Genomic DNA, 26,943 nt, shown 5'->3' with positions numbered 1-26,943 from the left:
TATGAATGCAAAAAAAGTATTTTACACATTTGCAATCGCTGTGATAAGTGCAGTGACAGGCGTCTATGTTTATTCACATATTAATAAAAGTGAACCAAAAATAATCACGATTCAAGAAGAGGTCCCTGCTGTCGGACAGTTTGCTTCAACGCTGGTGCAAGCCGGTTTGCCCGACTTAACAGTAGCAGCTGAACGAAGTGTACATGCAGTGGTACACGTCAAAACGCGCAGTCGAGGTAAAGATGTTTATTCCGGAAATCCATTTTATGATTTCTTCTTTGGTCCTGGTAGTGGTTATCGTCAACAACCACAGCCTGTGATGGGGGCTGGTTCTGGTGTTATTCTAACGAAAGATGGATACATTGTTACAAATAATCATGTCATTGATAATGCTGAAGAAATTGAAGTTACACTAAATGACCGTCGTACCTTTTCTGCTACATTGGTAGGAGCTGACCCAACATCAGATATTGCTTTGATAAAAATAGAAGCTGATGAATTGCCGTTTGTTCCTTATGGAAATTCAGATGATTTAAAAGTTGGAGAATGGGTATTGGCAGTTGGTAATCCGTTTAATTTGACTTCAACGGTTACGGCTGGTATTGTTAGTGCCAAAGCCCGTAGTATCAATATTATTGCCAACCAGAATCAAACGTTGGGGGTTGAGTCATTTATTCAAACCGATGCGGCAGTCAATCCGGGCAATAGTGGTGGCGCATTGGTGAATCATCGGGGAGAATTAGTAGGAATTAATACCGCTATTGCATCTCGTACAGGTTCGTTTACTGGCTATTCATTCGCAGTGCCCGTGACAATCACCAAAAAGGTAGTAGCCGATTTGATGGAATTTGGTGAAGTGCAACGTGGTTTATTGGGAGTAAGTATTATTGAAGTAAATAATGTGCCTGATGAGTTGGCGGATGAATTAGGTGTGACCATCGAAAAAATAGAAGGCGTATTCATTGGAAGCGTTGCTCCTGATGGTGGGGCAGAAGAGGCAGGATTAAAAGCCGGTGATATTATATTATCAGTTAACGGAGAGGCTGTTAATTCGGTTCCTGAATTACAAGAGCGCGTTAGTATGCATCGTCCTGGTGAGAAAATAAATTTAATCGTAGTAAGAAATGGAAAACAGAAACCTTTTGAGGTGACTTTACGTAATATACGCGGAACAACCGGAATTATATCTTCCAATACATTTGATGAAACACTAGGAGCAAGCTTGGAAGCTGTATCTTCGAATGATTTACGTCGTTTAGGAGTGCGTTATGGCATACAAGTTGTAGAGGTAGGAAATGGTAGTTTGCGTCAGAGTGGTGTGAAAGAAGGATACATTATTACCAAAGTTAATAGTGTGCCAATTAAAACCATTGATGATTTTAAGACTGCTGTTAGCGAGGCTGAAGATGGAATTTTCCTAACGGGTATTTATCCAAACGGTCGCGTGGTCTATTATGCTGTGAATTTAAATGATTAAACGTTTTTCGACTTAAAGGCACGAAAGGTTGGAAAAATAAGGAAAATGTAGTACTTTTGTGCCGGATTTTTTTTACGGAATATGAGACAACTCAAGATAACAAAGTCGATTACTAACCGCGAAAGCGCCTCTCTTGATAAATACTTACAGGAAATTGGACGAGAAGAACTAATTTCTGTTGAGGAAGAAGTAGAGTTAGCTCAGCGTATCAAAAAAGGTGATCAGATTGCTTTAGAAAAGCTGACAAGAGCCAACCTTCGTTTCGTTGTATCTGTTGCGAAACAGTATCAGAATCAAGGATTGAGCTTACCTGACTTAATCAATGAGGGAAACCTGGGTTTGATTAAAGCTGCGGAGAAATTTGATGAAACAAGAGGTTTTAAATTTATTTCGTATGCGGTTTGGTGGATTCGTCAGTCTATTCTGCAGGCATTGGCTGAGCAGTCTCGTATTGTGCGCTTGCCGCTTAACCAGGTAGGTTCTCTAAATAAAATCAACAAGGCTTATTCAAAGTTTGAGCAGGAAAATGAGCGTAAGCCATCTCCTGAAGAACTAGCGGATAAGTTAGAGTTGCCTGCTGAGAAAGTGGCTGATACCATGCGTGTTTCTGGTCGTCATATTTCAGTGGATGCACCATTTGTTGAAGGCGAAGACAATAGTTTATTGGATGTTTTAGTGAACAGTGATTCGCCTAATGCCGATAAATCATTGATTAATGAATCGTTGGCTCGCGAGATTGAAAGAGCTTTAGCTACTTTAACAGAGCGCGAAAGTGATATCATTAAATTATTCTTCGGTATTGGTTGTCAGGAAATGACATTGGAAGAGATTGGTGAACGTTTTGGTTTAACCCGTGAGCGTGTGCGTCAGATTAAAGAAAAAGCGATTCGTCGTTTGCGTCACACATCAAGAAGTAAACTGTTAAAGTCTTATCTGGGATAGATTTTATTAAACTTATATATGAAAGCCTTGAAATTATTTCGAGGCTTTTTTATTGAGTAATTCTTCCAATCGTTTAATCTCGTCACGATACTGAGCAGCCGTAATAAAGTCAAGTTCTTTGGCTGCTTTTTGCATTTCCTTTTTCGTTTTCTCAATCGTCTTTTTAAGTGCGTCAGAACTCATGTACTCCACTACCGGGTCGGCAGCAATATTGGTATTTTCAGGTTCAACGTAAGCTTTAGCATTAGACGAGGTCTCAATAATAGAAGTAAGCTGCTTATTAATCTGCGTTGGTGTAATGTTGTTGTCCTGATTGTATTTTAATTGTTTTTCGCGTCTGTAGAGGGTGGCGTCAATTGTGGCCTGCATACTTTTTGTTATGGTATCTGCATACATGATGACGCGACCGTTTAGATTACGAGCGGCACGACCTGCTGTTTGTGTTAATGAGCGCTCCGAACGAAGGAATCCTTCTTTGTCAGCATCTAAAATAGCAACAAGCGAAACTTCCGGTAGATCCAATCCTTCGCGAAGCAGATTGACGCCAATCAATACATCGAAAGTGCCTAAGCGAAGGTTTTCCATGATTTTAACACGTTCTAAAGTATCAACATCCGAGTGAATGTATTCACACTTAATGGCCAAGCGTGTGAGGTATTTTGTTAATTCTTCAGCCATACGCTTCGTTAGCGTAGTGACCAAAACGCGCTCTTTTTTCTCAATTCGGTCATTTATCTCATTGATTAAATCATCGATTTGGTTTTGACTAGGTCGAACTTCTATTTCAGGATCGAGTAGTCCGGTTGGACGAATTAATTGTTCAACAACAATACCTTCCGATTTTTCCAATTCGTAATCAGCTGGTGTGGCACTAACATATATTATCTGGTTGACAAGTGCTTCGAACTCTTCAAACTTTAATGGGCGATTATCCATTGCTGCTGGCAGTCTAAAGCCATATTCAACAAGATTTTGCTTGCGAGATTTATCACCGCCATACATGGCTCTGATTTGAGGTATTGTTACATGGCTTTCGTCAATCACAATAAGGTAATCATCCGGAAAATAATCTAAGAGACAGAAAGGACGTGTTCCGGCGTGGCGGCCATCGAAATAGCGCGAGTAATTTTCGATGCCGGGACAATAACCTAATTCCCTTATCATTTCTAGATCGTAATTAACCCGTTCGTCCAGACGTTTAGCTTCCTGGTTTTTCCCATTTTCTTTCAAGAATGCCAGATGACTCGTCAAATCATCTTGGATTTCTTTAATGGCCTGTTGGGTGCGCTCTTTTGATGTAATAAAAATATTAGCGGGATAAATGGTGATTTTATCCATCGATTCAATGCGTTTGCCATTTTCAGGATGAAAAATCTCAATGTCCTCAATTTCATCTCCCCAGAAAATAACACGACAGGCGTGGTCGGCGTAAGCCAGAAAAATCTCAACGGTATCACCTTTGACCCTGAAATTTCCTCGTTCAAACATTACTTCATTGCGAGAATATAGACTATCAACCAACTGACGTAAAAAAGAATTTCTAGAAAGTTGCATTTCTTTCTCAATTGTAATGACACCCGAATGGAAGTCTTCAGGGTTTCCAATGCCGTATAAGCACGATACTGAAGATACAACAATAACATCACGTCGGCCTGATAGTAGAGCGGAGGTGGCACTTAATCTGAGTTTCTCAATTTCATCATTGATTGATAGATCCTTTTCAATGTAGGTGTCTGTAACGGGTAGATATGCTTCTGGTTGGTAATAATCGTAATACGAAACAAAATACTCCACCGCATTGTCCGGGAAAAATTGTTTAAACTCACCATATAGCTGAGCTGCCAATGTTTTATTGTGAGATAAAATAAGTGTTGGTCGTTGTACCTTTTCGATGACGTTAGCGACAGTGAAGGTTTTTCCAGAGCCGGTAACTCCTAATAATGATTGGTGTTTTGAATTATCATCAATGCCATTGGTTAACTGCTTTATGGCTTGTGGTTGATCACCGGTTGGGGCAAATTCTGAAATTATTTTGAGATCCATAATAGTCGGCTAAATGTATTGTCAATAGACAAAAAAAGAGCTGCATTTGCAACTCTTTTATCTATTAATTATTTGTCTCTTATCGTCTTTTTCTTCGCTTCTTGCTAATTGACTTCAGGTTCTTTTTAGATGAATTTTTGTATTGAGAGCGTGTTTTTAAGTAAGCTTTTCTGTTGTACTTAGGTTCGTTCTTCCAGCGGCTATCGTCAATTAGGAAGGTGAGACCGACCGAGGTGACGTAGTAAAAGTCATTATTTTCTGTAACAACAGTGCCTCCACCGGGTAATTCGTACGAGCTGTGTGCGTCCAGATCATCAGTGAATGGCACGGTGCCAATCGCCTCGATGTTAACACTCCATTGAGAATTAATCCAGTATGAAAGGCCAATACCTCCAGATGCTGTAGCAGTTACTTTACTTACTTCATTCCAAACATCGCCATATTCAACACCAGGGAAGTTATTACCATATACGCCCCAGTATTTGGTTGCGCTAAAATACAAGGCACCAACGTTTGCTACCAGATATGGGTTAAAAGCACGTTGTTTATAGTATCCTAATAATACGTTTAAAGGTTTGAAACTTACACCAGCACTTAGTTCTGTAAATGTGTTTTCGAACCAGCCGTTTTTTGTGCCAGCTGAACTGTTTTGCGTTCCACTCATTTTTCCACCCATTAACGAAAGGCGTCCACCGAGAAAAGTGTTTAGTTCTTTTTCGCCAACAAAACCTGCAGCAAAATGAGTTTGGCCATCGTCAACTAAATCTCCAAAATAATGTGTCGCTCCAACACGACCTGTTACGCTAAAACCCTCCCATATTTTTGGCTTTCTTCTGCGTTGTGCATTCGATTCGGGTAGGATTGTTGAAAGCAGAACAATAAGTACAATAAAATATCTTAATGATAACGGCATTCGAATGTGCTTTAATTACGATGTAAAAATGTAAAAAACTTTACGATTACGAAAATCAATTGTTTCTAAAGTTGTAATAAAGATGCGTTATTGAAAAAAAAACTTTACAGAAGGCATTATTTTCTTAGTAAATGTCGTGATTTATTACATATAAATTTCTTTAGCAGCTTTAATTGTATCCTTAATGACATCAACATCGGAAAGATAAATGCTAAATTCGGTTAAACCAGCGATCCCTCCCATGTTAATAGAATTGTTTTTATATTTCATTTCCGATTGCCTTTCAACACGACCCGAAAAATGAAATTCACAGGCTTTGGTTTCTACAGCAATTTGGGCAATGTTGTTTGGTTTGACACCAGAACCGACTAAAATGGTAATTCGGTTATTGGCCTGTTCGATAAATTGTTTAATTGCCTTACGACCCAAAAGAGCCGTTTGTTGCATTCCGGATGTTAAAATCCGCGCAGCTCCTAGTTCAATGAGCTGTTCAATGGCTTCGTTGGGCTGGCTGCACATATCAAATGCCCGATGAAAGGTAAATGGAAGTTCACCGCAAGCTTCAATTAGCCTTTTAGTGTTGAGCGAGTCAATTTCACCATTTTCAAGCAAACAACCCGATACAATTCCATCGGCACCTAGCTGTTTAGCAATTTCAATATCAGCTAGCATAACTTGTATTTCTTTCTCTGAGTATAGAAAATCGCCTCCTCGTGGTCGGATAATGACAAATAGCCCAATATTTGGGGCTTCTTTTTTTACTTGCTTTATCATCCCTGCACTTGGTGTTGTGCCTCCTTCGAATAAATTATCGCATAGTTCAACGCGATGAGCGCCTGCTTCCTGTGCATTAATAGCTGATTGAACAGAATCTATACAAACTTCGAATTTCAACTCCTTACTCATTCTCTAAATATATTCTTAAATTATTAATGTTTGTTTCTGATATGAAATTTTTGGCTCCGGGGGTGTAAAGATAGTCTATCTCGTTAGAAAAATGCTCTTCGACCTTTGGACGTACTACTTTCATCGTGCTGTTGAGAAGCTTGTTTTGTTCTGTAAAACTTTCTTTTAAAACCACTAATGTACTTGGTAGCCATCTGGCAGGAAAATTAAAAGTTTCCTTACTTTCTGATTTAATGTGGTCTAATTCAGATTGGATTTGTTCTAACACTTCAATTAAAGCTTCATCATTATCTATTGATTGCTTGCTCGATTTTAACTGCTGTTTTATTTTTTCTTTGTTGGCAACAATCAAGCCGCTGGTGAATGGATTTTGATTGTTGTGTAAAATAAACTGGTCAATATAAGTGCAATGATCGATTACGGCTTCTTCTATACCTTCCGGACTGTATTTTTCACCATCAGCACCAATTAGTAAACTTTTGAAACGACCTAAAACATATAGGTAATTGTTATTGTCCAAATAGCCTAAATCGCCGGTGTATAACCATTCATCCTTTATGGTTTCTTTTGTTGCATCTTCGTTGCGCCAGTAACCTTGCATAACATTTTCGCCTTTGATGACTATTTCACCTTTTTCACCAATAGGAAGCTGGTTGCCATCGCTATCGCATATTTTTATTTCAAGGTCATTAACGACTTTTCCAGAAGAACCAAGCTTGTGAAATTTGGGCGTGTTGGCCGAAATGATGGGTGATGCCTCACTTAACCCATAGCCTTGGTACATAGGTATTCCTATGGCATAGAAGAAACGTTGTAATTCGATGTCTAATAGCGCTCCACCTCCAATAAAGTATTGAAGATGACCGCCAAATCGTTCTTTAATCTTGTTGAATATAATCGTTTTATAGAGAGCGTAAATCGGGTATGTAAACTTTTTGAGTCCTTTGCCAGCATTTTGGCCATCGCCGTTGTACCAGTAGGCAAAGCTTAAACCCGATTTGAATAGTTTATTGGCTGTTTCGCCTTTTGCTTCGATAGCTTTTTCGATATTCTTCTTAAAGTTCTTGGCCAAGGCAGGAACACTCATTAAAATTTCAGGCTTTATTTCCTGCATATTGGTCACGAAATTCTTAAGTGTCTCGTGTTGATTACGACCAATTTGAACGCAGGCAATCGATGCACCTTTATGCATGAACGAATATAGCGATGCAGTGTGTGCAAAAGCATGATCCCATGGCAATACTACAAGGGTTTTATAGTTTTGCGGTATATTAATGTAGCTAAAAGCTTGCTCTACATTAGCTGTGTAATTGCGGTGAGAGAGTATAATACCTTTAGGGTCGGCTGTGGTTCCGGATGTATAACAAATGTTGGCATGTGTTTGTGGTGTAACATGTTTGATGGCATTTGCTAGTTTGTCAGGGTTTTGTGCTTGATGCTCTTTGGCTAATGAGTCGAACTTATCAATTGTATATTCATTATCTAGAGTTGATTCAATTGAATCTAAAATGATTATTTGTTTTAAATGGGTTAACTGACTTTTTACTGTTCGAACTTTATCCAGTTGATTTTTTGAAACAATAATGGTTTCAGCTTCCGAGTGGTTGAGACGAAAGATTAAGTCATTATCAGCTTCAAGTTTTGTAGAGAGGGGTACGTTAATGGCCCCAATATGCAAGATGGCTAATTCGCTCACCAGCCAAAGACGTCTTCCTTCGGATAGAAGTGCCACGCGGTCACTATTGGTAATATTTAATGATAAAAGACCATTGGCAAATACATGTACTTCATCTTTTATTTGACTATATGTATATGATTGAAAGCTGTCCGTTTCCTTTTCCCAAATCAGGGCATTATCCGGATAGTTTTTAACGCTATCTTCAAAAAAATCAATTAAACTCTTCATAATGGTGATGTTTTTAGCCTAATATAGTGTAAAAAAATGACAAGCAGGTGTTCGATTTCGCCCATGTGGTGTGTAAATTCGAACAGCTAAAAAAAGATTGTTTATTTATAATTAACTATTAATGAGGTATTAGTATTTAGTGGCAAGGAAGTTGATTGATTCTTAATACGTTAATTAAGTTAAACCTAATGACCATGAAGAGACATGCATTATTGATTTTGCTATTAGTTGGGATAATAGCCGGATCGTCGTATACCAATGCCCAGGAACAGAAAATGGATAGTATGGAATGTTTAAAAAACTATTCATTATATAAGGAAGCCCTCAAAAAGAAAATGTATGATTATTCAATTGATGCTTGGCGTGTCATGTTTAATCAATGTCCCGACGTAACCATTCGTTTATATGCTGATGGCGTTGAGATTTATGAGCATTACATAAAAAAAGAACAAGATGAGATGCGAAAGCAGGCTTTGGTGGATACCTTATTATTGATTTACGATCAGCGTATTAAATATTTTGGTTCACACCCTAAGTACCCTGAAGCATGGGTGCTTGGTCGAAAAGGCTTAGATATTGTGACTTATCGCAGAAATGATGTTGAAGCTCTTAAACAAGCAGTGGAATGTTTTGAAGTTTCATATAGTAAATTGGGTAATAAGATGGAACCCATGGTAGCTGTCAATTGGTTACAAGCCACCAATGCCTTAATGAAGAATGGAGATAAAGAACCTCAGGATGTATTAAATGTATACATGAATGTAGATGAGGTAATGGCTGCACAGATTGCGAAGCAATCTAATCCAAAGCGCAAGGCAATGTTAAACAAAGCCAGCATGTCGTGTGTAGAAATTGTAACTCAAAGCGGTTTTGATGATTGTGTGGCGCTTGAAAGTGCTTTGTTAGATAAGTTTCTTATTGTGCAGGATGATGCGGATGGCTTGACTCGATTGTTAAAGTTATTGGATGCTTTCGATTGTACAGATAGTGAATTGTACGCCAAAGCTGCTGAGCAGAATTATAACTTAAACCCGAATGCTGAAGCGTCGTATTTGCTAGCTAAGTTCTTTATCAGGCAAAATCAGTTTGATAAAGCCAAAGAATATTATTTAAAAACGATTAGCCAGGCTGATGATGAAGACTTGCAAGCCAAGTGTTTTTATGAATTGGCAGTTGTCACTTTCTCACACTTTAAAAACAGTCCTGAAGCAAGAAAGTATGCACAAAATGCTTTACAGAAAAAGAGCAACTGGGGTAAGCCTCACATTTTAATAGGAAATATATATGCTCAGGAAAGCACCAAGTATGGTGATAACGATTTTGAACATCAAACGGTTTATTGGGTGGCCATTGATCAATATAAGAAAGCAAAGTCTGTAGATCCGGACTGTCAGCAGGAGGCAGATAAGCAGATTAATTTGTATTCACAATATTTGCCAGATAAAGAAACAGGATTCTTTCATGGGATACAAGAAGGCGATATGTATACCATTGGTTCTTGGATAAATGAAAAAACAACAGTAAGATACCGTTAGGGTAGTGGATTATAAAATGAGGGCGTTATTCGATTGAGTAACGCCCTTAATTCATTTATATATCTGCTATTCCAAATTTATAAACTGTTGTTTGTCGGTAGGTATCACCAGGCTTTAAAACGGCACTCGGAAATTGTTCCTGATTAGGTGAATCCGGGAATTTCTGTGCCTCAAAACAAATGCCATAGTTTTCGGTATATTGCTGACCATCTCTTTCAAAGCTTCCATCAAGGTAATTGCCCGAATAGACCTGGAATCCTGGCTCTGTTGTATAAAACTCCAACGAACGCCCAGTGCTTTCATCTACCAAACGCGCACCAATATTTAAATCACCTTCATGTCCGTTAATAATAAAGTTGTGGTCGTAACCGCGGCCATCCACATCTGCTATTCTTTCTCCTATTTTGCGCGGTAGCAGAAAATCCAATGGTGAATCATGAACGGCAATAATTTCACCAGTTGGAATATCGTTTTCGTTTTTTGGGGTAAACCTATCAGCATACAGCACCATTAAGTGGTCTAATACATTGTTTTGCATACTGGATAAATTAAAATACGAATGATTGGTTAAGTTGATTACGGTGGTTTTGTCTGTTGTGGCTTCATAATCAATCACCAGTTCGTTATCGAAAGTGAGGGTGTACGTCATCTTGATATCCACTTTCCCCGGGAAACCTTCTTCCATATCATCGGAGGTGAGTTTTAAAACAACGCCAGTTCTTTTGGGTTCTTTAAAGGTCTCGATCTCCCATAGTTTTTGATGAAAGCCTGTTGGTCCGCCATGTAATGAATTAGGGCCATTGTTACAGTTTAGCTTGTAGGTTTTGCCATCCAGCTCAAATTTGCCATTCGCTATTCGGTTAGCATACCGTCCAATTGTCGCACCGAAATAAGGGCAGTCTTCAGTGTATTTCTTTTCAAGATAGGAGTCAACATCATCAAAGCCCAAGGCTATTTCTGCAAAATTGCCTCTTCTATCCGGTGTTTTAATACTCATTATGATGCCACCATAGTTCGTAATGGTTACCTGGGTGTGTTTCCTGTTTTGAAGTGTAATGATTTTTACTTCTTGATTAAGCGCGGAAACAAATTGTGTTTTTTCATTAATTATCATAGCGGTGATTGTGGATTATAAAGAACAAAAATAAGAAAAAACTTAATTTTAACATTTTATTACTTTTTTATTGTCGACAATTAAAAAAGTAGTAGTTTTATACCTGAAAGAATGAACATATCATTCATTGATTCAGGCTACTTTATCCGAAAGGATACTTAAATAAGCGCAGGTAGTTTTTTGGTTTTAGAGAGAAGAGGTTATTCATTTGAATGGCCTCTTTATTTTTTTCAACAATTTGTTTAAAAGTTATTCAATTAAGCGCTTATAACTGCAGGAAAACTACCGAACTATTATTAAATTTGTAGCTTATTAAAAACAAATTCAAAACATTCATTCATGGTTCTGTTTTTCAAGGGAAATTCAAGGCAGATTATTGCGGTAGGAACGCAAGCCGAACTTTCAGCTGATAACATCAGTAAATTGGAATGGCTATTTAGTGGGGCAAAGCTTTCTGAAAGTAAAACTTTAGAAGGCTTTTTTGTTGGTCCACGTAAAGAAATGATTACTCCATGGAGTACAAATGCTGTTGAGATTACTCAGAATATGGGTATCGATGGTATTATTCGCGTGGAAGAATTCTTTGAAGTAGATTCTGAAAAAGCAGAATTCGATCCAATGCTTCAGGCCATGTACAAAGGTTTGGACGAGGCTATTTTTACAATTGATAAAGAGCCGGAGCCAATTGTGCATATTGAAGATATTGCCGCCTATAATGTACAGGAAGGATTGGCTTTGAGTGAAGAGGAAATCAACTATTTAAATGAGTTAAGCGAACGCCTTGGTCGTAAATTGACCGACAGTGAGGTGTTTGGTTTCTCACAGGTGAACTCGGAGCACTGTCGTCATAAAATTTTCAATGGTATTTTTGTTATTGACGGTGAGGAAAAAGAAAGCTCATTATTTAAATTGATCAAAAAGACGTCGGAAACAAACCCGAATTACATTGTTTCGGCCTATAAAGATAATGTGGCCTTTGTTGAAGGTCCTAAAGCCATGCAGTTTGCTCCTGGTCGTCAGGATACTGCTGATTTCTTTGAGACAAAAGAGATTGATACCGTACTTTCATTAAAAGCAGAAACACACAACTTCCCAACTACGGTGGAGCCATTTAACGGGGCTGCTACCGGTAGTGGTGGTGAAATTCGCGACCGATTGGCTGGTGGACAGGGTTCATTGCCATTGGCAGGAACGGCAGTTTATATGACTTCTTATTCTCGCAGTGAAGAGGGTAGAAGCTGGGAAGAGAATATTCCTGAGCGTGACTGGTTATACCAAACACCGGAAGAGATTTTAATTAAAGCTTCTAACGGAGCCTCTGATTTTGGTAATAAGTTTGGTCAGCCAATGATTTGTGGTTCGGTGTTGACATTTGAGCACTTCGAAAACCAAAAGAAATTTGCCTTCGACAAAGTCATTATGTTGGCCGGAGGTATTGGTTTTGGCCGTAAAGAGCATGCCCTAAAGGCTGATCCTGAAAAAGGCGATAAAGTGGTTATTCTTGGAGGTGACAACTACCGCATTGGAATGGGTGGTGGAGCTGTGTCATCAGTAGCAACTGGTGAATACGATAACTCTATTGAGTTGAATGCTGTTCAGCGTTCAAACCCAGAGATGCAGAAACGTGCCATGAATGCTATTCGTGCTTTGGCTGAGTCGGATGAGAATCCAATTGTTTCTATCCACGACCATGGTGCAGGTGGACATTTAAATTGTTTGTCGGAGTTGGTAGAAACAACAGGAGGAACCATTCATTTGGATAAATTACCTGTTGGAGACCCAACCTTGTCGTCGAAAGAAATAGCAGGTAACGAGTCGCAGGAGCGAATGGGCTTGGTGTTGAAAGATAAAGACATTGAGAACTTAAAGAATATTGCAGCTCGCGAGCGTGCACCTTTCTACGAAGTGGGTGAGACAACTGGTGATATGCACTTTAAGTTTGAAGATGATAAAGGCAATGCACCAATTGACTGGCAGTTGGCCGATATGTTTGGTAATCCGCCAAAAACCATCATGAATGATGAAACTGCAGATGATAAGTTTGCTGCGGTTGAATACGAAACAACACAGATTGAAAAATACATCAGCGATGTGCTTCAACTGGAAGCTGTTGCTTGTAAGGATTGGTTAACTAATAAAGTTGACCGTTCAGTAACCGGTAAAGTTGCTAAGCAGCAATGTGCCGGTGAATTACAGTTGCCTTTAAATAACCTTGGTGCTTGTGCCATTGATTACAAAGGTGAAAAAGGTATTGCGACTTCGATTGGTCATGCGCCTGCTATTGGTTTGGTTGATCCTGCTGCCGGTGCCGTTGTTTCAGTGGCCGAAGCTTTAACTAACCTGGTTTGGGCACCGTTAACGCATGGTTTAAAAGGTGTGTCGTTAAGTGCCAACTGGATGTGGCCTTGTAAAAATAAAGGTGAAGATAGCCGTTTGTATCGTGCTGTTGAGGCAGTGAGCGACTTTAGCTGCGAGTTGGGTATCAACATTCCAACTGGTAAAGACTCTTTGTCGATGACGCAGAAGTACAAAGACGGTGATTTGGTTTACAGCCCGGGTACGGTGATTATCTCAGGTGCCGGTGAGGTAAACGATATCAAGAATATTGTAGAGCCTGTTTTAGTTAAAGATACAGATACTCATTTATTACATATTGATTTATCATTTGATAGCCTGAAACTGGGCGGTAGCTCATTTGCCCAGGTGGTTAACAAACTAGGTGCGGAAGCGCCAACGGTAACAGATGTTGATTATTTCAAGAGCGGGTTCAACGCTATTCAGGATTTAATCAATAAAGGTTTGGTATTGGCCGGTCACGATATCTCGGCCGGTGGTATGGTGACTGCCTTATTGGAAATGAACTTTGCTAATACATCATTTGGTGCCAAGGTTAACTTGAGTGATTACGAAGAGAAGGACCTAATCAAGTTATTATTCTCTGAAAACCCAGGTGTTATTATTCAGGTGAAAGATTTAGCAGTAACTTCAGCTGTTTTGGAGGCCAATGGTATTCAGTTTATGGAGCTTGGTCAGCCAGTTGAAGCGCGCGAGCTAACAATTGAAAACAATGGTCAGGTATTAAAACTTGACATCGACCAATACCGTAACGATTGGTACAAGACATCTTACTTATTAGACCGCAAGCAGAGTGGTGAAGCGTTGGCTAAAGAGCGTTTTGATAATTACGCCAATCACGCATTAGATTATAACTTCCCAACGGCTTTTACCGGTCAACTAGACCAGTGGAACCTGGCTTTAGACCGTAAAGAGCGTTCTGGCATTAAAGCGGCTATCATTCGTGAGAAAGGTGTAAATGGTGACCGTGAGATGGCTTACAGCATGTTCTTAGCAGGTATGGACGTGAAAGACGTTCATATGACCGACCTGATTAATGGTCGTGAGACGCTGGAAGACGTGAACATGATTGTGTTTGTTGGTGGTTTCTCAAACAGTGATGTACTTGGTTCGGCTAAAGGATGGGCAGGTGCCTTCTTATATAATCCGGCAGCTAAAAAGGCATTGGATAATTTCTATGCGCGCCCTGATACTTTGAGTTTAGGTATTTGTAACGGTTGTCAGCTAATGGTTGAGCTTGGTCTGGTTTACCCTGAGCACGACAAACAACCTAAGATGCTTCACAACGAATCGCATAAGTTTGAGTCGATCTTCCTGAATATGGAGATTGCTCAAAACGACTCGGTGATGTTAAGCTCCTTATCAGGTACTAAGTTAGGTGTTTGGGTGGCACACGGTGAAGGAAAATACCAATTGCCATACGCAGAAGACCAATATAATATTGTAGGTAAATATGCGCACGAAACGTATCCGGCCAATCCAAATGGTAGTGATTACAATACTGCTGCTATTTGCTCAAACGATGGTCGTCATTTGGCGATGATGCCTCACCTGGAGCGTGCTATCTTCCCATGGCAGTGGGGTTATTATCCTGCTGACAGAAAAGGGGACGAGGTGACGCCGTGGATTGAAGCCTTTGTGAATGCTCGCAAATGGATTGAAGCGAAGAAGTAATAAAGTAATTTAGGAATTAGTTACTTAGTGATATAGAAGCCTGGCAGGATTAAATCTTGCCAGGTTTTTTGTTTTTTAGAAAAATCATCATTACTTAGTTAAAACCTACTGATACTATTTTGTTTACGATATCTTAATTTTATTATAAATAATGAGAGTTTTAAGTATGATGCTTGTGGTAGTTGCAATAGCAATGCTAATTTTTCTAAATATCCCGAATGAATTATTTCATACAAGTATTACTAGTTTAAAGAAAGCTAGTGTTGTATTAGTTTTGATCGCAATTGTTAATGCATATTATCATTTGGAATATAAGCTTTTGCAAAATGCAACATATGTAACTAGTAGAGTATCTTTTCTGATTTCTTTTATTGTGCCAGTTGTTCATTTAACTTCTTTGTTGTGTTTTAGTATTTTGTATGTTTCTTATCCAGAAACTAATGATATAAAATATTTCTATTTGGCGATTTCGGGATTCTTTGCTTTTAACTCTTTGGTGTTTGGTCGAGGTTTATCAAACCACACTATAAAAAAAAGGGGAGATGTATTTTATTTAATTAGAAAAGGGAAATTAATAATTATAAATAATGGCACTGAGATATCAGTTGCGGATAGGCCTCTGAGAACTGTTAAGGTTCATTTTAGAGGTAAGGAGTTGTCAATTGATGTAAAAATCATTAAGCCATTCATAAGAGAATTCAAACTTTAACCCCTTCCAAGTCTTCCGTGCAAAAGCATTTGTTTATTACCTCCTTCACTGCAACAATGGGCAAAAAGTATTTGTTTATTGCTTCCTGAAATGCCGTAATGAGCAAAATACATTTGATTATTGCTCATTTCAACGTTGAAACGAGCGATAATTATTTATCTATTGCTTCTTACATCATTGAAATGATTAAAAATACTTTGCATTTAGCTTTTACAGCGATGAAATGAGCCAAATACATTTACTTTTAATTCTATGTCGTTCGGATAGGGTAAAATGCATTTGTTTATTGCTTTGCTAAATGGTTGAACCAACCAACAGTAGTGGTTTAACAAACAGGTAACTAAGTGCTATTGTCATTATTTTCACCTCTCCAGGGCTCACTCAGTAAGACTTTCGCTACTATCTGTAATACAGAGAAATGAAATTTAAGTGCAAAATACCGTAATTTAAATTGCCCGTTTTTGCCATTCTGTTTGTATTTTTGCGAATTAGCACTTTTCAAATTTGGATTGGGATTATGGCGGAAAGCGTAAAGGATTATATAAGCGGTGAGATTGATTTTTATGCATCAAATGATGTAAGTAGCGCAGGTACAAATTTGTACAAGGAGGGAAAGGTGTCGCTCCAACTGTATCAGAAAGCTTTAGATAATTGGATTTTCTCTGTTAAGGATACTAAAATGCACAAAGTGCAGATTCGTAACCTTAATAACCGACAGATTGAGACCATGTGTAACTGCTCCTATATTGGTGGGCGGTTTTGTTCACATACCATAGCGGCATTGTTGTTTGTGGCCGATATTGATGGTAACATTCAAATGGGTTTCGATAAACGTAACGAACAGAGTAGTCAGCGCGCCGTTTCTGGCCGTTCTGTTTTGGGTTTTGAATTGCCATCGTTCGAAAATATTACAGAATCATTTGTTAAAGAAAATACCACCTATTCTATTTTAAGTGCGGTATCTTATAGTTACCAGGTGAGTTATATTTCAGAGCTGATACTTCAGGATAATAGCCTGATTGTGCAACTGGAACAGAACTTTAAAAAGCATCTGCGTTTGATTTTTAAGTATGTTGATGATAAGATGTACATCACTCCCGAAGAGAAAACAAACCTACAATCCTTAACAGAGCCGGAAGTGATTTGCTTGTTGAAAATAGCTCGTTCAGCAAGTCCTGATTTATTAAAGCGTGTGTTTAAAAATAGCCTCGAAGGACTGAAGGCAGAAACACTCACCAAACATGGCATTGAATCGGGTGAATTCTCCACTTATTTTAGCATTGGCTTTGATGAAAAAGCCGGATTGGTTGCCAAGCAAACTGAATTTGCCAAGGGGCTTATGCCGATTGAAGACGACGAGAATAGCCTGGTTGAACAAATATTACACGAGATAGATGTTGAGACATTCCACCTCGAAACGCAAGAAGAGGTATTAAAACAGGAACGTGAAATGGGTTTTATACTGGAGCTGAGCACTACAAAAACCTATTTTAGCGATAACTATGTTATTGAGTTAACACCTATCATTGGTAAACCCAATAAAACGCGAGAGGCCTTAAGTTCGCATATCAGTGAATATGATGGTATGCACGAGGATTACCTGCTTAATATTAGCGAACATCAGAATGAATTACTGGAGCTGATTGATGAATGCAATGCACAGGTTAAGCCATCGGATTTATTTATCACGCATAAGCGCATTATGGAATTGCTGGCACAGGAAAAACATGTGTATGTCAACAATTCGAATAACTATAAATTACGCAAAGCCGACCTTGAGCCAATTGTAATTGCACCAGAAGCTATTGATGGCTTTTTTGAAGTGAAGGAGGATGATACCTTCATTTACCTTAATCCTAAACTAAAGATTGGTGATAGGGTATGTAGCGCTGAGGATATTGATATTGAGCAATCGGGGCAGTTTATTTATGTTGTTGATGGTGTTTACTATGTGACGAAAGATTATCGTGTTGCCAAGTTGATTGTTGAACACGATGAGCCAATTAAGATGGTGAAGTCGCACAAGCAACAGTTCTTCTATAAGGTGATAAAGCCATTGGCCAATAGTTTCGATATGGAGTTTGATAAGGGCATTTATCCATTAGAAACAGCCGAGCTGGACTTCAAGAAGAAACAAGTGTTTTTATCGGAGCGCGAGCAGCATTTATTAATATCGCCACAGGTCGAATATCATCATGGTGTTTCGGTGAAGCTGACAACCAATGGCAATGTACTGATAGAGGAAGATGGTAAAATCATACAGTACAAGCGTAATTTTGAATTGGAAGATGATTTTGCCGAGCAATTGTCAGCACTGCACCCTAAGTTTGAAGCTCAAAAAAGTAGCAAGGTATTCCACCTTCATTACAATGAATTTAACCACGATATGTGGTTTTACAAGTTCTTTGATGCTCTTCAATTGAATAATGTGGAGGTGTATGGTTTAAACGATTTAAAGAGCTTTAAATACTCGCCACATAAAGGCAAAATATCCACTTCTATTAGTTCAGGACAGGATTGGTTTGATATAAAAATTAATGTGAGTTTTGGCGATAACGTGGTGAAACTGGCCGATATTCGAAAAGCTGTTTTAAAGAAGCAGCGCTACATACAGTTGTCTGATGGTTCGGTAGGTGTATTGCCTGCTGAGTGGTTTCATCGCTTCGAAAAATATTTCCGTCATGGTGAAGTAAATGGCGAATCCTTGTCAGTTTCTAAACTACGCTTTTCTATTGTTGATGAGTTGTTCGACAATATTGATGATGCTACTGTGTTGGCCGAATTAGCAGAGAAACGTCGCAAACTGGCAGCTTTTACCCATATTGAAGAGACAGCTGTGCCGGCTTCAATTACAGCCGACTTGCGTCATTATCAGAAAGAAGGTTTGAACTGGCTCAACTTCCTGCACGAGATGGGTTGGGGTGGTATTTTGGCTGATGATATGGGATTGGGTAAAACACTTCAGGTCTTGACTTTTTTGCAGCATGTGCTGGAGAGAAATTCGCAGACCAACCTGATTATCGTTCCAACAACACTTTTATTTAACTGGGAGAACGAAATTCGCAAATTTGCCCCTTCGTTAAAAGCGTATTATCACTACGGTGTGCAGCGCGTGGATACTGTGCATACCTTTGACGATTATGACATTGTATTTACCACTTACGGTATCTTATTGCGCGATATTGAAATGTTAAAGGAATATGCTTTTAATTATATCGTATTAGATGAATCGCAGGCTATTAAAAACCCGGCTTCACGTCGTTATAAAGCAGCCAGTTTGTTGAAGGCCAACAGTCGACTGGCTCTATCTGGTACACCTATTGAGAACAGTACATTTGACCTGTATGCACAAATGAGTTTTGTAAACAGAGGTTTCTTAGGTGGAGTCTCTGCTTTTAAAGATAGTTTTTCCAATGCCATTGATAAGGAAGGTGACGAGCTCATTGGAGGCGAGCTGCAACGTCTGATTAATCCTTTTGTGCTGCGCAGAACCAAAGAAAAGGTTGCCAAAGAGCTGCCACCTAAAACAGAAGATGTTATTTTCTGTGAGATGGATACGGCTCAGCGTAAAGTGTACGATGCCTATCGTAATCAATTCCGCGATCAGTTGATTGGTAAAGTTGAAGAGGAAGGAATAGGCAAATCAAAAATGATGGTTTTGGAGGCTTTAACCCGTCTGCGTCAGATTTGTGATTCGCCTCAACTGATTGGAGGCAGTATTGACGAAACAGAGTCGGTTAAGATTAAAGAGATAATCCAACATATTACGGATAAAACAGCCAATCATAAAATTCTGATTTTCTCGCAGTTTGTAAAAATGCTCGGTCTGATAAAAGATGAACTAAGCCGTCGGGGCATTGAGTTTGAATACCTCGATGGTAAAAGCTCAACGAAACAGCGAGAGCAGTCGGTCAATAATTTCCAGACAGATGATGAGCTGCGTGTCTTCCTTATCAGTCTTAAAGCTGGAGGAACCGGACTTAATTTAACGGCAGCCGACTATGTTTATATTGTTGACCCATGGTGGAATCCAGCCGTTGAAAATCAAGCAATTGACCGTTGTTACCGCATTGGTCAGGATAAAAATGTTTTTGCTTATCGCATGATTTGCCGCGATACAGTGGAAGAGAAGATTCTTAAACTGCAGGAGCGTAAAAAGAAAGTAGCTGGTGATATTGTTCAGACCGACGAAAGTATTATGAAGAACTTAACGATGGACGATATTAAAGATTTGCTGGGGTAGATTATTTGTTGAACCGCTGAATTGATAAACTGTCGAATTGATGAATGATATAAGTTCCTGGGTATTTTTGGAGCTTGAGCAGTAACAAACGGATGTCATCTTTATTTGTTTCTTACATTAAAGATGACATCCGTCTTTTGGCACTGATCACTATGCACTAAGCACTATTTTTTTCAGTACATCGCTTCTATAGCTTCTTTATAAATCTCATTGACCTGCTTACGGCGCACTTTTAGTGAATTGGTAAGCATGGTATTATCAATGCTGAAAGGCTCCGGCAATAGTGTAGTGTGAATGATGTGTTCATGGTGGGGTAGAGCACTCTGGAGCTTGTCGATATCTTCTGTAATTATTTCGACAGCACGAGGGTGTTTAATAAGCGCTTCGTGTGAATCAACTTCAATGTTCTCTTTCTTTAAATTGCTTTTAATCAAATCGAAGGATGGAACAATTAAGGCTGTCAGGTATTTACGATTATCGCCAATTACGCATAGTTGTTCGATAAACTCACTCTCTGATAGTCGTAATTCAATTTTTTGCGGAGAGATGTATTTGCCTGTCGAAGTTTTGATAATGTCTTTAATCCGCTCGGTCATATGCAGTTTGTCAGGAGCTGGTATAGATCCTTGATCACCTGTATGGTACCATCCATCTTTAAGTACTTCTTTGGTCTCATCAGGCTTTTTGTAGTAACCAGTAAAGACTGTTCCGCCTTTAACCAGAATCATGTTTTCATCATTAACCTTGACGTCAATGCCAGGCATAATGTTGCCCGTATATTCAAAGTCATAATTCTGATGTGGCATGCACGACACTGTAGCTGTCGTTTCGGTAGCGCCATAGCCATAGCAAATGTAGAGGCCAATACTATGAAAAAAACGCAAAAGAAATTTATTTAAAGCAGAACCAGCACATGGCATATAGCGAATATTTCCCCCAAAAACCTGTCTGACTTTTTTGTAAACAAGGGCGTTGGCTATGTTGCGTTTGAGGTTTAACAGGGCTGGAGCCTTTTTACTATCTTTTTCGTATTCAATGTACTGCTGACCTGTTTTAACCGCCCAGTCAAAGATGGCTTTTTGTGCTTTGGGCCATTTGTTAGCCGTCTGCTGGATGGCATCGTATGTTTTCTCGAAAAAACGAGGAACCACACACATCACCGTTGGTTTAACTTTGGGCAATTCTTCAATGATGGCCTTAGGATTGAGGTTATATACATTGGTGGCACCACAATGGAGCAAATAATAGGTCCAGGTACGCTCAAAGACATGACTCAGTGGTAGAAAACACATCGATACATCATCTTCATCCAACTTCAGACGTTGGTCATGAATTTGAAAAGCATACATAAACTGTTGGTGAAGTAACATGCTTCCTTTAGGCTCACCGGTTGTTCCCGACGTGTAGATGATTGTGGCTAAATCCTCCTCCAAACCTTCAGATAATTGCTTTTTTAACGCTTCAGAATGCTTCGAATAATCGCAGTCTAATATTTCCTGAAAAGAGAATATCCGGTCATCATTGTTTGGTTCACAATCAAATGTGATAAGGCATTTCAGGTGTTCAGATTCATCCAGTACTTTAACAGCCTTATCAATTTGTTCGTTATCGCCAACAAAAAGAATTTCCATTTCTGTTTCGTTGGCAATATAACTTAGCTGCTCATAGGTTGCAGTTGGGTAAACGGGTACAACAACTGCCCTGCACGATAAAATAGCCAAATCAGCTATAGTCCATTGGGGGCGGTTTTGGCTATAAATACCAATGTTACTACTTGTGCTAATGCCCTTTTCGATTAAAAAATGAGCTATTTTTTCCGATTGCTGCCGGAACGAATTCCAGCTTATCGATTGGTATGTCTTGTCTTTTTTATATCTGAATACTTCACGTTCGCCATATTTCATGGCTCTGTTGCGAAGCATTTGTGCTACATGGGTTTCCTTCATGTTTCTATTGTTTTGGCGATCGTTTCCAGCGTTTGTGAGACCAAAGCCAATCATTAGGCTTGGTACTAATTATTTCTACCAGCTTATTTTTATATAATTCAGTGATTCTGCTGTCTGGCAATTCGTTGGGCTTATCGGTTAATATTGATAATTCAACTTCGTAATAGCCCCTTTTAACCCTTTGAATATCGATGTAAACGACCGGATAATTGTAGCGTTTGGCATATTTTTCAGGACCGTATAAAAATGCAGTTGGCCGATTAAAAAAATCGAACCAATAGGCATTTTCAAGCAGCCTGCCGCCACCAGGACTTTGGTCTGCCGCCATTAAAAACACATAGTTCTTGTTTTCATACTTTTTAAACATGTCCGATGTTTCTTTAATGGACACCAGTTCGGTATTGCACTTGGCACGACTTCGTAATAATATATTGTTAATGTATTTATTTCTTAGAGGTTTAAACAGCGCAACAAAATGGTTGTTGCATTGCAAGCTTCCCGAAAGGCTTCCCCATTCCCAATTAGCATAATGCGCTGTTACTCCAATAACTCCCTGGTGCTTTTCCAATAAGTTTTCTAACAATTCAGGGTTGATGATTTTATGACGCTTAATAATAGAAGATTGTTTCATGGTAAACGCCTTAAAGCTTTCAAGTAGATTGTCAGTCAGGTTTTTATAAAAGCCTTTGGCGATTTGCTCGATCTCCCTGTTTGATTTCTCAGGGAATGATTTTACCAGATTATCATAGATAACTTTACGCCTGTACTTTACCACTCGATGCATGATAAAGGCTGCAAAATCAGAAAAGCAATACAAAACTCTAAACGGCATGATGCTTACCATTGCAACGAATGATAAGAAGATGCATGTAGTTATTAAATTCATTAAACAGCGTGTTTCCTTATATATTCAGTTGCTTTACATAGCAACTAAGGCGAAAGTTACACTTTTGTTAATTTAATTGAATAAAAAAGTAAATTTAATTCCATCGTTTGTGCGCCTGTTTATATTGGCCTGGCGACATTTTAAACTCCTTTTTAAAGCTTTTGATGAAATATGAACTGCTATTAAAGCCCACTTTATAAGCAATTTCACTAATCTGATCGTCGGTGCTAATAAGCTTGGCAGCCGCTTCTTTTAGGCGAATGGTGCGAATAAAATCGGTAGTTGATTTATCGGTTAGTGCTTTAATCTTACGGTGAAGATTGCTACGGCTCATAGCTAATTCACGCCCTAAATCTTCTACGCTAAATGCTTCATCTTCCATGTTGTTTCTTACAACTTCAAGCGCTTTGGTAATAAATTGCTCATCAACCGAGGTAGACGTTACTTCAGAAGGCTGTATAAGTGCGTTGCCTGTGAATACTTCTTTAAGCTTTTCCCTGCCTTTTAGCAGGTTTTCAATATAAGCACACAATAAGTCAGGATTAAAAGGTTTAGGGACATAGGCATCAGCTCCTGTATTTAAACCTTCAATCTTATTCTCAACCGATGTTTTGGCGGTCAGCATAATGACCGGAATATGGCTTGTGTGAATGTTATTCTTAATTTGATTACAAAGTTCAATGCCATTCATTACCGGCATCATAACATCGGTAATTACCAGGTCGAATGATTTTTTCAAGAGTGAATCAAAAGCCATCTGTCCGTTATTAGCCGTTGTTACATGGTAGTTGGGTTCCAAAACAGAGCTTAAATAATCAATTACCTGAGTATTGTCATCTACAATTAGTAAGGAGTAATTGTTGCCGTTTAACGATTGATGTATCGTTCCAACTGCTACGTCAGTTTTATCACTGCTATTAAAAAATGTTTCATCGCTTACTGTTTTTTCTTCGGTAGATAAGCTGTTCATTAATGGGAGCGATACCGTAAATGTTGAACCAAGGCCTTTTTCTGATTCCACACTAATTGTACCACCATGCAATTGCACCAGCGATTTGGTTAGTGCCAGACCAATGCCAGTGCCAGTGATATGTTTATTGTCCTGCTTAAAACGTTTATATTGTTTAAATACATCGTTTGGATTGTCGCTGTTGATTCCATAGCCATCGTCACTCACTTTAATCAAAAGCAGTTGCTTCTCCATAATTTGCTCGTTGGTTACTTCAACAGAAAGGATTACTTTTCCATTTTCTTTTCCATATTTAAAAGCATTGGATAGCAGGTTGTAAATCACCTTTTCAACGATGTCTTTGTCAAATTGGATAATCAGTTGTTCTACCTGGCATGTAATACTAAATTGCATGTTGCGTTCAATGGCCATATGATTGAATGATTCGCTACACTCTTTAATATAAGGGATTATATCTGCCGTAGTTGCGTTAAGTTCTAATGATCCAGACTCAACTTTGCGAAAGTCCATTACCTGGTTAATAAGTCGCAACAGAAGGTTCGTATTTTTATGGGCAATATCAAATAGCTTTTGCCTATCTCCATCCAGGCGTAGTTGTTTTTTTAACGATTCTAAAGGTCCTGATATTAATGTTAATGGAGTTCTAAATTCGTGAGAAATATTCGTAAAGAACTGTAATCGCATTTGGTTGAGTTCTTTGATTTTTTCTCGTTCCATTACTTCAAATTCGAGTTTGCGCCTTAAGTCAATCCATAATATGGTATAACGTATGTAGGCATACATAGCTGCACCAATAATTAGGAAATAGGCCAGGTAGGCATACCATCTTTTCCACCAGGGAGCCAGTACTTTAATTTTTAGTGTTGTTTCAGAGGTACTCCATACACCGTCATTATTAGCTGCTTTAACTTTAAAAATATAATCACCGGGTTTTAGGTTGTTATATTTTACCAATCGGTTGGATGAAGGTGTACTCCATTGTTCAGATGAGTTTTCTAGCACGTAGCTATAGGAATTTTTTTCCGAGATAAAATAATTGATAGCAACGAATTCAATTCCAATATTAGCTTGATTATGGTATAAAATGATCTCTTCAGTATCAGCAATGTTCTCTGTTAGCGGGCTGTCTTTGTCACCGGCTTTTATTGGCGAGTTGTTGATGTAAAGCTCTGAAAACAAGACTTTAGGTACATTGTTATTGACTTTTATAACATTGGGATCAAATACGTTAAGGCCTTTTACACCTCCAACCATGAGCTTATTAGACTGGGAATATAAAAGGGCATTAAAGGTACTTCCCAATAGCCCGTCTCGGCTATCGTAGTTCTGAAAGCGGCCTGTATTTATTTCATATTTTGAAATACCTCCATGAGAGGCAAACCATAACACATTTTCCTGGGCCTCTTTAATGTCATACACCTGTTCTTGTACCAAGCCATCGTTAATTGTTAAGTTAACGATGTCACCATTTTCTGGGTTCAGGTTAAAAACACCTCCACCGTTGGAGCCAATCCATATTTTACCATCTGTAGTTTCGTATATGCACAGAATAGCATTTTTACCCACGCCGCTGTCATTTATCTGGTCAAATAAGTAACGGATATATTTCTTTTCATTATTGAGCCAAACATATATACCGTTGCTTGTGCCAATCCACAAATTGTTTTTTGAATCAACAAAAAGACTAAGGATATAGTCGTTCATCACCTCATTGAGTTGCGGATATATCTCATTTAAGTGAGTGAACTCATTAGTGCGCGTATCAAACTCATATAGTCCATTGCCGAGAGTACCCACCCACAGTTTATTGTCGTTTTGTTGACAAAGTGACCAAACTGAAATGGATGTGCTTTGGTTGTTAAGGATGTTATTCGGTGAATAGGCAATCAGTTCATCTGTCTGCTCGTTAAGCCATGCCAAGCCACCTCCATATGTGCCAAGCCATATGTTACCATTATTGTCTTCTACTATGCGTTTGATAACATTACTCTTAAGGTTCGAAGTTAGGTGGTTGTAACTTTTAAAAGTGCCGCGCTGGTAATCAAACAGATTTAAACCTCCACCGTCAGTACCTACCCATATTCTATCTTTAGAATCTTCTAATAATGACAGAATTGCGTTGTCACTGATGCTTTGTGGGTTGTGTAGTTGATGCGTGTAATGATTAAAACGGTTACGTTCGGTATTTATGATGCGAACACCTTTCCCTATTGTACCAACCCAATATAAGCCGTTGCTATCAATGTAAATGGAAAAAACCGCTTTTGTATCAAGATTGGCAAAAGCCTGGTTTTGCTCCTTGTTATTGGTCACAATCTTTTTTATTGGATCAATATTAATTATTCCTCCACCATCAACCGCAGCCAGGATACTCCCATCTTTGTTGAGTGTTAGCGAAAGAATAATATTGAGGTTCGTTTTAATATTACTTCCTTTCATATCAAACCGTTCGTATACCTTCATTTCTTTGTCGAAACGGTATAGTCCCATATTATCGGTCGCAATCCATATGCTGCCATTACCATCATCGAGCAGGGCATTCACCTGCATGGTTGGAAAGTCGAAATTAATAAAGAAATGCTCCTTCGGATTGAACATACTTAAGCCATTACCATAAGTTCCTACCCATAACTCTCCGTTATAGCCTTCGGTAATTGCAGAAATAGTATTAATATATATGCCTAATGTATCGTTTTGAGCAAAGCAGCTAAAACCGTCAATTTGTTCGTGATAATAGTGCAGGCCACCTCCCATGGTACCAACCCACATATGGCCACGGCTATCTATTAATAGGTCGCCTATTTGATTGTTAGTCAATGAGGCAGGCTGGTCTTCGTCGGCCCAATAACGTTTAAACCGCTCGGTATCTTTATCAAACTTGTTTAATCCAAATTTGGTTCCCACCCAGATATTGCCATTGTTATCTTCTGTTAATTTGGTGATAAAATTGCTTGATAAGGTTTCTTCTTTTTCCGAGGTGCTGTAGTATGTTTTTATATCGTAACCATTGTATCTGTTAAGACCATAATAGGTGCTAAACCACATGTAGCCGCGACTATCCTGAATAATGCAGTTAACAGAATTATTGCTCAAGCCATTTTCAGTATCTAAACCATTATATCCAAAGCGAGTGTTTTGAGCATCAGGTGTGTGGAGTATTAAAAGCAAGAGAGTGTATGTAAGTAGGATATACCGCCGCATAAGTGTCATTTTAGGGAAGGTGAAGATAGAAAAAAAACAGATAATCATCGTTTGCTTTCATAGAAGTTTAGGTGTATTTCATATGGTTGTTAATGCTCTAATCTAACTTTCAGATGATTTCTA

The 26,943-nt window shown here is 38.7% G+C and carries 14 protein-coding genes; 6 read left to right on the top strand and 8 right to left on the bottom strand.

Features of this window, described 5'->3' with window-relative positions:
- The first annotated feature begins 1 nt into the window (after position 1).
- Both J1N10_RS17225 and J1N10_RS17220 read left to right on the top strand, forming a co-directional pair.
- Positions 2-1,477, top strand: a complete 1,476-nt coding sequence (locus tag J1N10_RS17225) for a Do family serine endopeptidase (RefSeq protein ID WP_262327975.1) — start codon at positions 2-4, stop codon at positions 1,475-1,477.
- A gap of 81 nt (positions 1,478-1,558) precedes the next feature.
- The gene (locus tag J1N10_RS17220) at positions 1,559-2,419 is read left to right on the top strand and encodes a sigma-70 family RNA polymerase sigma factor (RefSeq protein ID WP_143302693.1); all 861 of its coding nucleotides are present in this window, start codon (positions 1,559-1,561) and stop codon (positions 2,417-2,419) included.
- A 33-nt stretch (positions 2,420-2,452) separates the two neighbouring features.
- Here the strand turns inward: J1N10_RS17220 and uvrB are convergent, their stop codons facing one another.
- From uvrB to J1N10_RS17200, 4 genes are all read right to left on the bottom strand, one after another.
- Positions 2,453-4,462: an excinuclease ABC subunit UvrB gene (uvrB, locus tag J1N10_RS17215; RefSeq protein WP_262327974.1), complete on the bottom strand. Its 2,010-nt coding sequence runs from the start codon at positions 4,460-4,462 to the stop codon at positions 2,453-2,455.
- Positions 4,463-4,541: 79 nt separating this feature from the next.
- Complete coding sequence (locus J1N10_RS17210; RefSeq protein WP_262327973.1) at positions 4,542-5,375, bottom strand: hypothetical protein; 834 nt, start codon at positions 5,373-5,375, stop codon at positions 4,542-4,544.
- Positions 5,376-5,519: 144 nt separating this feature from the next.
- Positions 5,520-6,281, bottom strand: coding sequence for a copper homeostasis protein CutC (locus tag J1N10_RS17205; protein WP_262327972.1), 762 nt, complete (start codon positions 6,279-6,281; stop codon positions 5,520-5,522).
- Positions 6,274-8,187: an AMP-dependent synthetase/ligase gene (locus J1N10_RS17200; protein ID WP_262327971.1), complete on the bottom strand. Its 1,914-nt coding sequence runs from the start codon at positions 8,185-8,187 to the stop codon at positions 6,274-6,276. Before J1N10_RS17200 ends, J1N10_RS17205 begins: the two co-directional genes overlap by 8 nt.
- A 194-nt stretch (positions 8,188-8,381) precedes the next feature.
- On the opposite strand from J1N10_RS17200, the gene J1N10_RS17195 reads away from it, so the two are divergent.
- Positions 8,382-9,722, top strand: coding sequence for a tetratricopeptide repeat protein (locus J1N10_RS17195; RefSeq protein WP_262327970.1), 1,341 nt, complete (start codon positions 8,382-8,384; stop codon positions 9,720-9,722).
- 55 nt (positions 9,723-9,777) lie between these two features.
- Here the strand turns inward: J1N10_RS17195 and J1N10_RS17190 are convergent, their stop codons facing one another.
- Positions 9,778-10,836: an aldose epimerase family protein gene (locus tag J1N10_RS17190; RefSeq protein ID WP_262327969.1), complete on the bottom strand. Its 1,059-nt coding sequence runs from the start codon at positions 10,834-10,836 to the stop codon at positions 9,778-9,780.
- A gap of 339 nt (positions 10,837-11,175) precedes the next feature.
- On the opposite strand from J1N10_RS17190, the gene purL reads away from it, so the two are divergent.
- The 3 genes from purL (at position 11,176) to J1N10_RS17175 (ending at position 19,817) form a co-directional block, all read left to right on the top strand.
- Positions 11,176-14,865: a phosphoribosylformylglycinamidine synthase gene (purL, locus tag J1N10_RS17185; protein WP_262327968.1), complete on the top strand. Its 3,690-nt coding sequence runs from the start codon at positions 11,176-11,178 to the stop codon at positions 14,863-14,865.
- 151 nt (positions 14,866-15,016) lie between these two features.
- Entirely contained in the window at positions 15,017-15,574 is a 558-nt protein-coding gene (locus J1N10_RS17180) for a hypothetical protein (RefSeq protein WP_262327967.1), read from the top strand.
- Positions 15,575-16,091: 517 nt separating this feature from the next.
- A complete protein-coding gene (locus tag J1N10_RS17175) occupies positions 16,092-19,817 on the top strand; it encodes a DEAD/DEAH box helicase (protein ID WP_262327966.1) in 3,726 nt (1,241 codons plus the stop codon).
- Positions 19,818-19,990: 173 nt separating this feature from the next.
- Here the strand turns inward: J1N10_RS17175 and J1N10_RS17170 are convergent, their stop codons facing one another.
- From J1N10_RS17170 to J1N10_RS17160, 3 genes are all read right to left on the bottom strand, one after another.
- Positions 19,991-21,763 carry an AMP-dependent synthetase/ligase gene (locus J1N10_RS17170; protein ID WP_262327965.1) on the bottom strand — a complete coding sequence of 591 codons (1,773 nt, stop codon included), beginning with the start codon at positions 21,761-21,763 and terminating at the stop codon, positions 19,991-19,993.
- 4 nt (positions 21,764-21,767) lie between these two features.
- A complete protein-coding gene (locus J1N10_RS17165) occupies positions 21,768-22,649 on the bottom strand; it encodes a lysophospholipid acyltransferase family protein (protein ID WP_262327964.1) in 882 nt (293 codons plus the stop codon).
- Between the two features lie 94 nt (positions 22,650-22,743).
- Positions 22,744-26,820 (bottom strand): hybrid sensor histidine kinase/response regulator transcription factor, encoded by a 4,077-nt coding sequence (locus tag J1N10_RS17160; RefSeq protein WP_262327963.1) that lies wholly within the window; start codon positions 26,818-26,820, stop codon positions 22,744-22,746.
- Between the last annotated feature and the right edge of the window lie 123 nt (positions 26,821-26,943).

Source organism: Carboxylicivirga litoralis, from assembly GCF_025499605.1.
Lineage (GTDB): Bacteria > Bacteroidota > Bacteroidia > Bacteroidales > Marinilabiliaceae > Carboxylicivirga > Carboxylicivirga litoralis.
The sequence above is the reverse complement of the archived record's forward strand: the minus strand, read 5'-3'. Positions and strand labels throughout refer to the sequence as shown.